This is a genomic window from Marinobacter sp. ST-43 (genome assembly GCF_030541085.1).
Lineage (GTDB): Bacteria > Pseudomonadota > Gammaproteobacteria > Pseudomonadales > Oleiphilaceae > Marinobacter > Marinobacter nauticus.
In genome coordinates this window covers 47334-61299 of sequence record NZ_JASSVO010000014.1, presented here as the reverse complement: position 1 = coordinate 61299, position 13966 = coordinate 47334, and the positions used below count along the sequence as shown (strand labels likewise).

At 58.3% G+C, this 13966-nt stretch carries 16 protein-coding genes; 10 read left to right on the top strand and 6 right to left on the bottom strand.

The annotated features are described in order from the left end of the window. Positions 1-176 precede the first annotated feature (176 nt). The 10 genes from QPL98_RS15055 (at position 177) to QPL98_RS15010 (ending at position 8326) form a co-directional block, all read left to right on the top strand. Positions 177-449, top strand: coding sequence for a septum formation initiator family protein (locus QPL98_RS15055; protein WP_011784438.1), 273 nt, complete (start codon positions 177-179; stop codon positions 447-449). A 151-nt stretch (positions 450-600) separates the two neighbouring features. Further along, positions 601-1302, top strand: coding sequence for a 2-C-methyl-D-erythritol 4-phosphate cytidylyltransferase (gene ispD, locus QPL98_RS15050; RefSeq protein WP_011784439.1), 702 nt, complete (start codon positions 601-603; stop codon positions 1300-1302). A 34-nt stretch (positions 1303-1336) separates the two neighbouring features. Then, positions 1337-1816 carry a 2-C-methyl-D-erythritol 2,4-cyclodiphosphate synthase gene (gene ispF / locus QPL98_RS15045; protein ID WP_011784440.1) on the top strand — a complete coding sequence of 160 codons (480 nt, stop codon included), beginning with the start codon at positions 1337-1339 and terminating at the stop codon, positions 1814-1816. Then, on the top strand, positions 1813-2868 hold the full coding sequence (gene truD / locus QPL98_RS15040) for a tRNA pseudouridine(13) synthase TruD (RefSeq protein WP_303293533.1): 1056 nt from the start codon (positions 1813-1815) through the stop codon (positions 2866-2868). Before ispF ends, truD begins: the two co-directional genes overlap by 4 nt. A 20-nt stretch (positions 2869-2888) precedes the next feature. Beyond that, positions 2889-3659 (top strand): 5'/3'-nucleotidase SurE, encoded by a 771-nt coding sequence (surE, locus tag QPL98_RS15035; protein WP_303293532.1) that lies wholly within the window; start codon positions 2889-2891, stop codon positions 3657-3659. Then, the gene (locus QPL98_RS15030; RefSeq protein ID WP_014421914.1) at positions 3656-4312 is read left to right on the top strand and encodes a protein-L-isoaspartate(D-aspartate) O-methyltransferase; all 657 of its coding nucleotides are present in this window, start codon (positions 3656-3658) and stop codon (positions 4310-4312) included. The genes surE and QPL98_RS15030 overlap by 4 nt, the downstream gene beginning before the upstream one ends. Continuing rightward, the gene (locus QPL98_RS15025) at positions 4312-5301 is read left to right on the top strand and encodes a DUF368 domain-containing protein (RefSeq protein ID WP_023011373.1); all 990 of its coding nucleotides are present in this window, start codon (positions 4312-4314) and stop codon (positions 5299-5301) included. The genes QPL98_RS15030 and QPL98_RS15025 overlap by 1 nt, the downstream gene beginning before the upstream one ends. A gap of 275 nt (positions 5302-5576) precedes the next feature. After that, positions 5577-6362, top strand: coding sequence for a peptidoglycan DD-metalloendopeptidase family protein (locus tag QPL98_RS15020; protein ID WP_023011372.1), 786 nt, complete (start codon positions 5577-5579; stop codon positions 6360-6362). A 194-nt stretch (positions 6363-6556) separates the two neighbouring features. Beyond that, complete coding sequence (gene rpoS / locus QPL98_RS15015) at positions 6557-7555, top strand: RNA polymerase sigma factor RpoS (protein ID WP_011784446.1); 999 nt, start codon at positions 6557-6559, stop codon at positions 7553-7555. A gap of 195 nt (positions 7556-7750) precedes the next feature. Continuing rightward, positions 7751-8326 (top strand): chalcone isomerase family protein, encoded by a 576-nt coding sequence (locus QPL98_RS15010; RefSeq protein WP_011784447.1) that lies wholly within the window; start codon positions 7751-7753, stop codon positions 8324-8326. A gap of 71 nt (positions 8327-8397) precedes the next feature. On the opposite strand, the gene nth is transcribed toward QPL98_RS15010, so the two are convergent. From nth to rsxB, 6 genes are read right to left on the bottom strand one after another with little or no spacing between them, the layout of a single operon-like run. After that, positions 8398-9036 carry an endonuclease III gene (gene nth, locus QPL98_RS15005; RefSeq protein ID WP_014421910.1) on the bottom strand — a complete coding sequence of 213 codons (639 nt, stop codon included), beginning with the start codon at positions 9034-9036 and terminating at the stop codon, positions 8398-8400. Positions 9037-9052: 16 nt separating this feature from the next. Continuing rightward, a complete protein-coding gene (locus QPL98_RS15000; RefSeq protein ID WP_022991700.1) occupies positions 9053-9769 on the bottom strand; it encodes an electron transport complex subunit E in 717 nt (238 codons plus the stop codon). 2 nt (positions 9770-9771) lie between these two features. Further along, positions 9772-10473, bottom strand: coding sequence for an electron transport complex subunit RsxG (gene rsxG, locus QPL98_RS14995; RefSeq protein WP_031211407.1), 702 nt, complete (start codon positions 10471-10473; stop codon positions 9772-9774). A gap of 2 nt (positions 10474-10475) precedes the next feature. Further along, positions 10476-11528 carry an electron transport complex subunit RsxD gene (gene rsxD, locus QPL98_RS14990; protein WP_031211406.1) on the bottom strand — a complete coding sequence of 351 codons (1053 nt, stop codon included), beginning with the start codon at positions 11526-11528 and terminating at the stop codon, positions 10476-10478. Between the two features lie 20 nt (positions 11529-11548). After that, the gene (gene rsxC / locus QPL98_RS14985) at positions 11549-13378 is read right to left on the bottom strand and encodes an electron transport complex subunit RsxC (protein WP_303293531.1); all 1830 of its coding nucleotides are present in this window, start codon (positions 13376-13378) and stop codon (positions 11549-11551) included. Next, positions 13378-13956 (bottom strand): electron transport complex subunit RsxB, encoded by a 579-nt coding sequence (gene rsxB, locus QPL98_RS14980; RefSeq protein ID WP_023007886.1) that lies wholly within the window; start codon positions 13954-13956, stop codon positions 13378-13380. Before rsxB ends, rsxC begins: the two co-directional genes overlap by 1 nt. Positions 13957-13966: the final 10 nt, after the last annotated feature.

The following is a 13966-nucleotide window of genomic DNA, read 5'->3' as shown; positions in this document are numbered from 1 at the left end:
GCCGGTCCATTCCGGCAGGTAACAAAATGTTAAGGCCATCGCGTTCTGAATGAAAATTCAGACACGATGGCCTTTTTGTACAGTGACTTACAGAAAATTGTTGCTAATCTACTATAAGGTCTATACTTGACCCTCGACTCGTTTATTTTGTTGTTCATTTTCTGTACGGATTCGGCATGAAATCGCTTTGGGCCATTCTGGTAGTGCTGATACTCCTGCTGCAGGTTCGCCTGTGGATCGGGGAGGGCAGTTTTGCGCAGGTGTGGGCCCTGGAGCAGTCGATTGCCGAGCAGCGGGAAGAGAATGCCGAGTTGGCGGCCCGGAATGACCGGCTTTATGCGGAGGTGCGGAATCTTCGCAATGAGCAGGGCGCCGTTGAGGAGCGGGCCCGGATGAATCTTGGCCTGATTCGTGAGGATGAGACGTTCTTTCTCGTTGTTGAAAATTGATTTCAGACCCGGGTGGTGCGAGCGCCGGGGAGTGTCTCTCCGGGAACCGCTACAAGCACATCCATGTGCGCTTCTCTCAGGCCATCCCTGGCCTTCGAAATTCCCGGAGAGACACTCCCCGACGCTCACCTGACCTTTGAAGTGCCGTCCCATGAAAAATGCAGATCTTTGGCTTATTGTCCCCGCCGCCGGTATCGGCCAGCGCATGAACGCCGAATGCCCCAAGCAATACCTCAAAATCAATAACCGTTTCATCCTGGATATCACCCTGTCCCGTTTGTTGGACAACGCCCCGTTTAAAGGTTGTATGGTGCCGCTGAATCCGAAGGACCACTGGTGGCCGGAGAGTGAGTCGGCGAGGGATGATCGGGTGCAGACCTGTACTGGGGGCAAAGAACGGGCGGATTCGGTGTTGTCGGCTCTGGTAGCCCTGGAGGGGCAGGCGGCGGATAATGACTGGGTGCTGGTACATGATGCGGCGCGGCCATGTGTTCATTCTGAAGATCTGTCCCGTCTGATTGAGACCTTGTCTGAGCATCCGGTGGGTGGTTTGCTGGCTGCGCCGGTGGCGGACACGTTGAAGCTTGCGGAGGCCGGATCATTGCCGGTGGTGAGTGAGACCATTGACCGGAGCCGGTTGTGGCGGGCGTTGACGCCGCAGATGTTCCGGTTCGGAGCGTTAAAACAGGCGTTGTCATTGTGTCTGGAACGTGGCCAGGCGATTACGGATGAGTCCTCTGCCATGGAGTTTTCCGGTAACATGCCGGTTCTGGTGGAAGGGCGCCCGGATAATCTGAAGATTACGGTCCCCTCGGATCTGGCGTTGGCGGAGTTTATCCTCGGGCGTCAGTGATTCCCTGCATTCTGTTCTGTTTTCGGAGATGATCATGCGCATTGGTCAGGGCTTTGATGTCCATGCCTTCTGTGAGGGCGATTCTGTCATTCTTGGGGGTGTGACAATTCCCCATAGCCACGGTCTCATGGCGCACTCGGACGGGGATGTTCTGTTGCATGCGCTTGCGGATGCGCTGTTGGGTGCGGTGGCGCTGGGTGATATTGGCCATTTCTTTCCGGATTCCAGCGAGGAGTGGGCCGGCGCAGACAGCCGGGACTTGTTGCGGCGGGTGATGCAGCGGGTGCTGGATGAGGGTTACGCGGTTACCAATATTGATACCACAATCATTGCCCAGGCGCCGAAAATGGCGCCCCATATAGAGGCGATGCGGATGAATATTGCCGAGGATCTGGGGGTGCCTGCTAATCGGGTGAGCGTGAAAGCCACCACCACAGAAAAGCTGGGTTTTACCGGGCGAGGGGAAGGTATTGCCTGTCAGGCGGTGTGTCTGCTTGAGGCGGTTTCCCAGTGAGTGAGGATTCTCAGTGGCTGTTGGACTGGCCGGTGTCTGGCGGAGCCCGGGTTGGTCGTGCTGAACTGAAAACGTCGCCAGAGGATTTCCGGGTTACGGAGTTGCTCTGGCCGGAGCGGGAGGACGATGCCGCGGCGCCAGGTCCGGTTGAGGTATCCGGCGACGGTGAGCACCTTTGCCTGCGGCTGGAGAAAACCGGTGACAATACCGAGTACGTCGCCCGGGAGCTGGCGGCACTGGCGGGCTGTCGTTCTTTCGATGTTGGTTTCTGTGGCCTGAAAGATCGGCATGCGGTGACGGTTCAGTGGTTCAGTCTTTATCGGCCTGGCCAGGAAGCGGACGATCAGGCGTTGATGGCAGAGGTTGGCCAGCGTTGGCCGGTTCGGGCCGCGGTTCGCCATTCCCGCAAACTGAGGCGCGGCGATCATCAGGCCAATGGTTTTGAGATTGTGCTGCGCAATGTGACGGGCCAGCGCGAGCTTGTGGAAGCCGGGCTTGCGCGGTTGGCGAGTCAGGGCGCCCCCAATTATTTTGGCCCCCAGCGGTTCGGTTTTCAGGGAGCGAATCTCGACCGTGCTGTACAGATTGATCCCTCACGGCTCAATCGCAAGCGCGGACGCGCTGGCAGAAGCGCGTCGAAAAACGTATTGTACTTTTCGGCGGCACGTTCCTGGCTGTTCAATCAGGTACTTGCGGAGCGGGTCAGCAATCGAACCTGGACTGAGGTGTTGCCGGGAGAGCCGGAACCCTCAGGTGCCGGGCCAACCGGACCACTGTGGGGCGATGGCGGTACGCTGGCCTCGGGCGAGCAGGAAGCCCTTGAGCGTGGTGTGGTGGATGCCTGCCCGGGGTTGGCCAGGTTGTTCCAGTCCACCCGCATGAAACCGGAGCGTCGCCCCCTGGTAGCCCGCCCGGGAGAGTTCAAATGGCAGTGGCTGGATACCACCACCCTGAGAATTCAGTTTGTGTTGTCGCCCGGGCAATATGCCACAACGGTATTGGGTGATCTTTTCGAGCTTGAGGACCTGAGCCTCAGCCGTGATAACAAGTAGTAAGGCTAGCGGAGATAATTGTGCGAATTCTGTTGTCCAACGACGATGGCGTTCATTCGCCGGGTCTGGTGGCGCTGTATGAGGGTCTGAAGGGCCTGGGGGAGCTGGAAGTTGTTGCCCCGGACCGGGATCACAGCGGTGCCAGTAATGCCCTGACACTGAACCGGCCTCTTACGGTAGAGCAGCATCCCAACGGTTTCCGGTCTGTCGACGGAACGCCGACAGATTGCGTGCATCTGGCCGTTAACGGTTTGTTCGAAAAGGCGTTTGATCGGGTGGTGTCGGGCATCAATACCCACGCCAATCTTGGTGATGACATCATCTACTCGGGCACAGTGGCTGCTGCTACAGAAGGGCGCCATCTGGGGCTGCCTGCCATTGCTGTATCGCTGGTCAACAATGGCCACTTCCATTACGACACGGCTGCCCGGGTAGTGCGGCTGTTGCTGGAGTACAAGCAGGCCCTGAAACTGGGCCCCCGTTCCATTCTCAATGTAAATGTGCCGGATCTGCCCTGGGAACAGCTTAGCGGGTTCCGCGTGACCCGTCTGGGACACCGTGAACGGGCCGAGGGTGCGGTGCCGATGACCTGCCCGAGAGGCAAGCAGAGATACTGGATAGGGGCAGCGGGGCAGGGCGGAGATGCAGGCCCGGGTACGGATTTTCATGCGGTGCGTGAGGGCTATGTGTCCATCACCCCGGTGCACATCGATATGACCCGGCACGAAGCCTTGTCCGGCCTCAGGGAATGGGTTGACGGTCTGGATATGACTACCGGAGGTCAGTCATGACGGCCCAGCTCGAAGGCATCGGCATGACCTCACGGCGCACGCGCATGCGTCTGGTGCAGCGTCTACGTGAGGGGGGAATAGAGTCTGACCGGGTGCTTGAGGTGATTGGCCAGGTGCCCCGGCATATCTTTCTGGACGAAGCGTTGTCACACCGGGCCTACGAGGATACCTCGCTGCCCATCGGGCATGGCCAGACTCTTTCCCAACCCTACATCGTCGCCCGGATGACTGAGCTGTTGCTGGCCCATGCGCCGCAACGGGTGCTGGAACTGGGGACCGGCTCCGGCTACCAGACGGCCGTGCTTTCGCAACTGTTCCCCGAGATCTACAGTGTTGAGCGTATCCGCCCGCTCCAGGATCGCGCCCGGGACCGGCTGCGCCAGTTAAACGTGCGCAATGTCCTGCTTAAACATGCGGATGGTGGTATGGGCTGGCCAGAACGAGGGCCCTTCGATGGCATCATCGTAACGGCAGCCCCGGTGGAAGTTCCCAGAGAACTGCTGGATCAGCTGGCCGATGGTGGCGTGCTGATAGCCCCGGTGGGGGAAGAGAATCAGGTGTTGGTTGAGATTATCCGCAAAGGCAATCGCTTTGAGCGCCACAACCTTGAACCGGTGCATTTTGTGCCTTTGTTGGGGGGAGTTATCCGTTAATGTCAGAACCGTCGGTGTCGGAAACAGACCAAAACCAGACTGAGTATCATCACCGCCTGCCTGCGATATTTCTGAGGGGCATGGCGATGGGTGCCGCGGATATTGTGCCAGGTGTTTCCGGTGGCACCATTGCCTTCATCACCGGTATCTACTTCCGCTTGCTGGAGGCCATCAGTGCCGCGCCCGTAGCCTTTGTGCGCCAACTGGTGCGGGGTAATGTGGCCGGCTTCTGGCGAGCCATCGACGGAACATTTCTGGTGTGCCTGCTGGCGGGGATTGTCTCGAGTGTTGCCAGTCTGGCCTCTGTTATTACCTGGTTGCTCGAAACCCAGCCGGTTCTGATATGGAGCTTCTTTTTCGGTTTGATCGTGGCCTCGGTCTGGCATGTTGGTCAGCAGATCCAGCGCCCTCGGGCCGGTTTGCTCGTGCCGTTTGTGGCGGGGGCTGTCTTTGCCTGGTGGGTGACGACCTTGCCGGCCAGTGAACTTGCGCCCACGGGTATTGCCTTCCTTGGAGCTGGCGCGCTGGCCATCTGCGCCATGATTCTGCCCGGAATCTCTGGCAGCTTCCTGCTGTTGATTATCGGCATGTACGCCCCCGTTCTTGCCGCGATCAAAAATCTTGAACTGATCCATCTGGGGCTGTTTGTGCTGGGTTGCCTGATTGGGTTGTTGTCGGTTGCGCGCCTGATTACGCTGGCCTTTCGGCATTTTCACGACACTGTGTTAGCGCTGCTCACCGGCTTTATGGTGGGCGCCTTGAGTAAGGTTTGGCCCTGGCAGGAAACCCTCAGCTGGCGTACCAACAGTGCCGGGCATCAGGTACCGTTGAGCCAGACCCCGGTGACACCGGAAACCTGGACAACGCTTTACGGGCAGGATCCCCAGATTCTGCTAGCGGTGTTAATGGCGGCGCTCGGGCTGGCGTTGGTATTAGTGATTGAATTGGTCGGCAAAAAGGCAACGCCTGCGGAGAGTGGTTCTGCCTGAGCAAGAGAAAGCGTTACCTGGCGCACAAAAAGACTGTTCCCGAGGGTAACAATCCTGTGCACAGGGTAACTTGGAATTGCCCGATAATCGTGCAATATATTAGTAAGTTAGTCCTGAATGATAAGAAACTGGATAAAATCAGGGCTATTCTTAAGACGGATTTTTCATAACCGGGCAGCTTTTAATACGTGACTCTTTTTAACGGGCGCATTCAATTTGAGCATTTCCCCGTTTGGTGGTCTGAAGTCCCGGCTTCTGAGCGCCGGAGCCCTCCATTGTTCCGGGCCCTCATGACGGCGCTTCTGGTCGTCGCCGTGCTTGTGCTCTCTGGCTGCAATACCAGTGCAATCTATCAGGACGATCTGTATAACCCCCCGGTTTACTGGGGCTCCCATGTGGTCAAAAAGGGCGAAACCCTGTATCGGATCGCCTGGCAGTACGGCCGGGACTATCGGGAGCTGGGTAATGCCAATGGCATCGGGCCGCCCTGGAATATTCGTCCGGGGCAGGTGCTTCGACTCGATCGCAAGGGCACGATCCCCCGGACCGCGCGGACGACCGCGCCCTCCAGGCCCGCGGCATCACCACCCCCTTCCCGTTCAGGTGCCCGCGCGACGGTGTCGAAACCGGCTGCCAAACCCGCGACCTCCGCTCCGACGGCCAGGTCATCCGTTAGTCAGGTGGTGGCCAATGTGCGGTGGCACTGGCCGCATTCTGGCACTGTAATTGCAAACTTTTCTTCGTCTGGCAAAGTCAATAAAGGCATTGATATCGCCGGCAATCCCGGTGATGCTGTCAAGGCGGCGGCTGATGGAAGCGTGGTATACGCAGGAAACGGGTTGCTAGGTTATGGCAATCTGATTATCGTGAACCATAACGAACATTATTTGAGCGCCTACGCACACAATCGGAAAATTCTCGTAAAGGAAGGGGAGGGTGTGAAAGCTGGACAGGTAATCGCCGAACTGGGCAATACCGGAACCGACAAACCGAAGTTGCATTTCGAGATACGCAAGAATGGCAACCCGGTAGATCCATCCAGGTATTTGCCAAGGCGCTGAAAAACGCGCACGGGCCCGAGGCCCGGAGGGTATTACCCAACAGCCTGACTGAAACCGCGAAACAGAAGAACAAAAACGGCAACGGTAATTGCCAGCCAACAAGTAAATGTCCTGAAGAAAACCAAAACTGAAACACTCCCGGAATAAAAAGAAGTAGCGGGTGACAACAGGATTATTGAGAGGCGGGGTAAACAATGTCAGTAGAACAGGAAGATATCATCATTGATCGCGTAGCAGATCTGGAAGACGCCGACGATCAACTGTTAGCCGAAGACAAGCCTGAAAAAGCTTCTGCTGAAGACGAAACTGCAGAAGTCGAAGACGGATTTCCCGCACAGGGAAAGTACTACTCCAACCAGAAGCAGCTGGATGCCACTCAGCTGTACCTCAACGAAATTGGTTTTTCTCCCCTGCTTACTCCGGAAGAAGAGGTGTACTTCGCGCGGCTTGCCCGTAAAGGCGAAGAGAGCGGCCGTAAGCGCATGATCGAGAGTAATCTCCGGTTGGTGGTCAAGATTGCGCGCCGCTACGTCAACCGTGGGCTGACACTGCTTGATCTGATCGAGGAAGGCAACCTGGGGCTGATTCGGGCGGTTGAGAAGTTCGATCCCGAGCGTGGATTCCGTTTCTCCACCTACGCTACCTGGTGGATTCGCCAGACCATCGAACGAGCCATCATGAACCAGACCCGCACCATCCGTCTGCCGATTCATGTGGTCAAGGAATTGAACCTGTACCTGCGGGCCGCCCGTGAGCTGACCCAGAAACTGGACCATGAACCGACCGCGGAAGAAATTGCCCGCATGGTCGACAAGCCGGTTGACGACGTAAAACGCATGCTCGGCCTCAACGAGCGCGTTGCCTCCATGGACACTCCGATCGGGGCTGGCAGTGACAAGTCCCTGATGGATACCGTGGCCGATGAGGGCGCGTCGGATCCTGCGGATCTGCTGCAGGACAACAACATGTGTTCATGCCTGGAGAAGTGGATTGATCAGCTCAGCGACAAACAGCAGGAAGTGCTTTCCCGCCGTTTCGGGCTGAGGGGCTATCCCATCAGTACCCTGGAAGAGGTTGGCCAGGAGATTGGCCTGACCCGGGAAAGGGTGCGGCAGATTCAGGTGGAAGCCTTGCGTCGCCTGCGGGAGATCCTTGAGAAAGAGGGATTGTCCGGAAGTCTGCTGTTCAAATAGACTGGATTGACGAGATCAGTGAAAAAGCCGGCCATGGAAACATGGTCGGCTTTTTTGTTAAATGTGGCGGCAAATGAGAACCAGGTGGCGATCAGCCCGCAAAGTTCGTTGTTAGAATGGGCCACCGGGCAGATCTAGGGAGTCGCCCTGGTGTCGAATGAAACACTCAATAATAACGATCGAAAGGAAAGGACTATGAAGAAGGCTCTTACTGCAGGATTTGCATCCCTTTTGCTAACCGGTGTTCTGTCAGCCCCGGCTTCCGCCCTGACCGTAGGGGACGTCGATGTGCCCGATACCTATTCTGCCATGGGGCAGGAACTCAAGCTCAATGGCGCCGGCACCCGTTCCAAGTGGTTTATGGATCTTTATGTGGGTGGTCTCTATGTACCTGAACAGGTGAGCGATGGCGAAGCGGTTATCAACGCTGATGAGCCCCAGGCCATCACGCTGCACATTACCTCGGGGATGATCACCAGCGAGCGCATGACCGAGGCGACCATGGACGGCTTCAAGGCATCCACCGATGGTGACCTGTCTGCTATCCAGTCGGATGTGGACCAGTTCATGGCGGTATTCCAGGAAGAGATCACCGAAGGTGATGTGTTTGATCTGGTTTACCTGCCCGGCGAAGGCGTTCGCGTACTCAAGAACGGCGAGCAGAAAGATACCGTTGGTGGCCTGGAGTTCAAGAAGGCGCTGTTTGGTATCTGGCTGTCAGACAAGCCCGCCCAGGAAGACCTGAAAGAGAAAATGCTGGGCCAGCGTTGATCGCAACCCAGATCTGAAAAAGCCGGCATTCGCCGGCTTTTTTGTTCCTGTCAGTTCGCTTTCAAGACAGTTTACTGGTAGTCCCGCTTTTGCTTGAATTCGCACAGATCCTCAATTATGCAGGCGCCACATTTCGGCTTTCGGGCTGTGCAGGTATACCGGCCGTGCAGGATCAGCCAGTGGTGAGCGTCCATCAGGAACTCTTTCGGCACCAGCCTGACCAAGCGTTTCTCGACTTCCAGTACATTCTTGCCCGGCGCGATACCGGTACGGTTGGAGACCCGGAAAATGTGGGTGTCCACGGCCATGGCTGGCTGCCGGAACGCTGTGTTCAGCACCACATTAGCCGTTTTACGGCCGACGCCGGGCAAGGCTTCCAGGTCTTCCCGCCGGGCCGGGACTTCACTGCCGTGTTTCTCGATCAGAATGCGGCAGGTCTTGATCACATTCTCGGCCTTGCTGTTAAACAGGCCGATGGTCTTGATGTATTCCTTCAGGCCGTCAACGCCCAGGGCAAGAATGGCCTCGGGCGTGTTCGCTACCGGGAACAGCTTGTCGGTGGCCTTGTTCACGCCTACGTCTGTGGCCTGAGCGGAGAGAATGACCGCAATCAGTAGCTCAAATGGCGTGCTGTAATTGAGCTCTGTGGTCGGATTGGGGTTAGCCTCCCGCAACCGGGAGAAAATCTCGGTACGTTTTTCTTTGTTCATGCTGGCCCGATCTGGTTCAGGAAATAGTGCCGGTTACGCGCACACGTTTGCTACCTGTGCTGGCCGGAGCGGGTTCGGCGGCTTTTCTGCGTTCTTTGACGTGATTGTCGATGCCATTCTTCAGGGCAATCAACAACCCGAGGCCCACAAAGGCGCCTGGTGGAAGCACCATGAACAGCATGTCGGGGTACTGTTCGAACGGCCGGATGACCCAGTCCGCCGCCATGGGGCCGAGGAGCAGGTGCATGTCGGCGAACAACGTGCCCTGGCCGACCAGTTCCCTCATGGCGCCCAGCGTTATCAATACCGCCAGGAAGCCGATCCCCATCATGGCGCCGTCCAGAATGGCCGGTAACGGTGGATTCTTGGAAGCAAAGGCATCGGCACGGCCAAGAATGGCGCAATTGGTAACGATCAGCGGGATGAAGATGCCGAGAATCTGGTACAGCTCATAGGTAAACGCCTGCATCAGCAGTTCGGCGCAGGTTACGAACGAGGCAATGATCATGACGAACGCCGGCAGTCGAACGGATTCGCTGACGAAGTTCCGGATAAGAGAGACCGACAGGTTTGAGCCCATCAACACCAATAGTGTGGCCAGGCCCAGGCCGATGGCGTTGACGACCGTGCTGGTGACGGCAAGCAGCGGACACAACCCGAGAACCTGTACCAGGGCAGGGTTGTTGTGCCAGAGGCCATCCTTGATGATTTCGCTGGACGTTTTCGTGCTCATGATCAGGAGTGCTCCGCTGGTTGAGTATCGGCGGCAATGGCTTCCGGAGACAGGCGGCGTTTACCGGGCTCCGGGGGCGCGTTCACCCGTTCGCGGATGATCTCACGGTTCTGGCGAAAATAGACCAGGGTTTTCTGTACCGCTTTCACCACCGCTCTCGGAGTGATGGTGGCACCGGTGAACTGGTCGAAGATGCCACCGTTCTTCTTCACGTTCCAGGCGTTGGGGGCAGGATTACCGAGAGACTTACCGTCAAACCCATAGATCCAGTCAGACTTGCGGGTCTCGATACGATCGCCGAGCCCCGGTGTTTCCTTATGACTGGTGACCCGAACGCCCAACACCCGGCCTTGAAGATCCAGGCCAACCAACAGGCGGATATTCCCGGAGTAGCCGTCTGGCGCCACGGTGGGCAGTATCATGCCGATAGGTCGGCCGTCTTTTCGGGCAACCCAGGCCCGCAAGGGGCCTTCAACGGGTAGCCGCTCGCTGGCGGGCAGGGCGACCACATCTTTCAGCAGGTCATTATCATGCTGGCTTTCCGGAATAATCTCGAACAGTGCCCTGGCCTCGGCGCGGGCAGCCTGCTCCTGAATCCGGTCTTTGGTCAGCCCCTGAGTCAGGGCAATGGTGCCGCCGGTAATAATGGCAAACAGGCCCAGGCCGATGGCGCTTCGACGGATGGCGGTGGTTACTGCACTCATGGTCAACCTCCACTCCGGCCCGGGACACCCCGGCGGGCCTTGTGATGGCCGTAAGTGCGGGGTGGTGTGTAATGGTCGATAAACGGGACCGCGAAGTTCATCAGTAGCACGCTGAACGCGACTGCATCGGGATAGTTACCCCAACTGCGAATGAGGTACACCAGGATACCGATGCCGGCACCGTATATCAGCTTGCCCTGATGGCTGGTGGCTGCCGAAACCGGGTCGGTGGCAATAAAGAACGCGCCAAGCATGGTACCACCGGCCAGCAGGTGCAGTTGCAAAGGCGCGTACTGGTCGGCGTTGCTGCCAAAGGCCAGGCTCATGGCGGCAATACCGGCCAGGAAGGCAACCGGAATATGCCAGGTTATGATTCTAAGGGCGATCAGCAGGACGCCGCCGGCCAGGAAGGCCAGATTGACCCACTCCCAGCCCCGGGCAATCAGGTCGCCAAAGGTGGGGTGGCCGAGTACTTCCACTGACGTGTGACTGGCAATCTTGTGTTTGTATTCGTCCAGCGGTGTTGCCATGGTCCAGCCGTCGACGGCGGTCTGGCTTCCAGTGAAAATCTTCGCGAGGGTTTCACCTAAGCCGGGTGCGCCGCCCCAGAGCGTGGCCGCTTCGGCCCAGTTGGTGGTCATGGCGACCGGAAACGAGATCAATGCCAGGGCATAGCCCACCATGGCCGGGTTAAAGGGATTGGAGCCCAGACCACCGTACAGCTGCTTGGCCACTACGATTGCTGAGACCACGGCAATACCGGATACCCACCAGGGCGTGAACTGGGGCAGGGATAGCCCCAGCAGCAGGCCGGTGACCGCTGCGGTGTTGTCACGCAGGAAAAAGGCGACGGGTTTGCCGCGCAGCTTCAGGAAGGCGGCTTCAGAGCCCAGCGCCAGGGCAATGCACCAGATGACATTGATCAGGTTGCCCCAGCCAAAGAACAGAGTCTGGGCCAGCAGGCCGGGCAGAGCGGCCAGAATGACCCAGAGCATGACCTGTGACGTGGGCCGCGCGCGACGAGCGTGGGGTGAGGACTGTTGAACAAGAGCCATGAAGTTCCAGCCTGATTGAATTATTGAGACGACGCGGGTTCTTCCGCCACTTGCTTGCGAGCCTGATCAAGCGCCTGCTGAGCCCGTTGCACCCGATCATGGTTCTTGGCGACAGCACGTTCCAGTTTCTCAACATTATCCGCCTGCTGAGACCGGGCCTCATCGAGCATGCCCTGCATGGTGTTGAGCTTGGCTTCTGCCTGGGTGAGTTGCTTCTCCAGCGCCTCTATGTCGGGTTTGTCATCGGCCACTTCAGTGCTGCTCGGTACCGGTTGCTCTTTGGTGTCGGCGGCTGTTTTGGCCTTCTTGCGTTCCAGGGCCTGCTGTACCAGGGCGGCTTTGGCTGCCCGGTCGTCGCTTGCCTGGCCATCGGCGGCGGCCATTTCGGCTTCCGCCTGCTTTTTGGCCTGAGCTTCGGCAGCAGCCTTGGCCCGCTCCTTGCGCCGTAATTCCTTTTCCTGTTGCTCCCGTTCCAGGCGGGCCTGACGTGCCTCGAAGCGCTCGCGAGCGCGATCCGCTTTCAGCTGTTCCGCGCGCTGGGTGCGAATCTCGCCTTTGGCAAACCGATAGTACTGGACCAACGGAATGGAGCTGGGGCAGACATAGGAACAGGCTCCGCATTCGATGCAGTCGAACAGGTTCAGGTGTTCTGCTTTCTCGAATTCACCCGCCTTGGAATACCAGAACAATTGCTGCGGCAACAGTTCCATGGGGCACGCCTCGGCGCACTGTCCACAACGGATGCACGGCTGCTCTGGCGGCGGAGCCGGCAGTTCTGCCTCGGTTGCCGCGATCACGCAGTTGGTGGTTTTTACCACAGGCACGGAATCGGTGGTCAGGGTATACCCCATCATGGGGCCGCCAAGAATCAGCCGGTCCAGACGTTCCTGCGCCATCCCTGCCGTTTCGAGCAGGTGATGGATCGTCGTGCCGATCAGGACTTCAAAATTGCCGGGTTCCCGCACGGCGTCGCCGGTAACGGTTACCACACGGGATATCAGCGGCTTGCCCTCAAAGACAGCACGGGCCACGGCGACGGCAGTTCCGATGTTCTGGCACATCACCCCGATATCGGCCGGAATACCGCCACTGGGGACTTCCTGGCCGGTCAGAATCTGTATCAACTGTTTTTCACCACCAGACGGGTACTTGGTGGGCACCACCGCAATTTCAATCTGAGTGCCCGCCACCGCCTTGCGCATGGCGGCAATGGCCTCGGGCTTGTTGTCTTCAATGCCGACAACGCACCGGGAGGGCCGGAGAATCCACGCCATCACTTTCAGGCCTGCAACCACCTCGGCGGCCTGCTCGCGCATGGTCATGTCGTCGGCGGTGATGTAGGGCTCGCATTCCGCGCCGTTGAGAATCAGGGTATCGACCTTGCGATCCCTTGGAGGCCTCAGCTTGATATCGGTAGGAAAACCGGCGCCACCCATGCCGGAAATGCCGGCTTCGCGAATTCGCTGCAGCACCGCTTCCCGGTCAAGTTGTTTGTAATCGTCAATCGGTGACAGGGCGCACCACTGGTCTTCGCCATCCGGTTTCAGTACCACGCACCAGTCCGCCATACCGGACGGGTGGGGAACCGGACGTTGTTCAATGGCCTCGATCACCCCCGAAGTGGGAGCATGCACCGGCACGCCCATGCCATTGGTAACGTCTGCGATTTTCTGACCCTTCAGTACCCGGTCGCCCACCGCAACCACCAACTCTGCCGGTTCGCCGATGTGTTGTTGCAATGGCAATACCAGGCGATCGGGCATGGCGGCCTTGCGGATCGGGCGGGCCGTGGACTGATGCTTGTTCTCGGGCGGATGAATGCCGCCGGTGAAATCCCACAGCTGAGTCATCAGGCGCTGGCTCCCTGGCGATCGGTGGCGATGATTTGGGGCACTGGAGGTGTCCAGGTCCAGGTACGGATATCCGGCTCGATGGTGATCATGTCGATGCAATCCACCGGGCAGGGTTCCACGCACAAGTCACAGCCGGTGCACTCGCTCTCGATAACGGTGTGCATGTGCTTGGCGGCGCCCAGGATGGCGTCTACCGGGCAGGCCTGAATGCATTTGGTGCAGCCAATGCATTCGTCCTCGCGAATAACTGCCACCCGCTTGGCCTGCTCAACACCGTGTTCTGCGTCCAGCGGTTGTGGCTCTACATCCAGCAGGTCGGCCAGCGCCTTGATGGTGCTTTCACCACCGGGCGGACATTTGTTGATGGCGTCGCCGTTGGCAATGGATTCGGCATAGGGCCGGCAGCCGGGGAAGCCACACTGGCCGCACTGTGTCTGCGGCAGCAGCGAATCAATCTGGTCAACCAGTGGGTTACCTTCAACCTTGAACCGTTCAGAGGCAAATCCCAGTAGCCCGCCAAAGACCAGGGCAAGCGCCAGCAGGACCACAACGGCAATCAGGAAACTCGTCCACATAACAACCGCT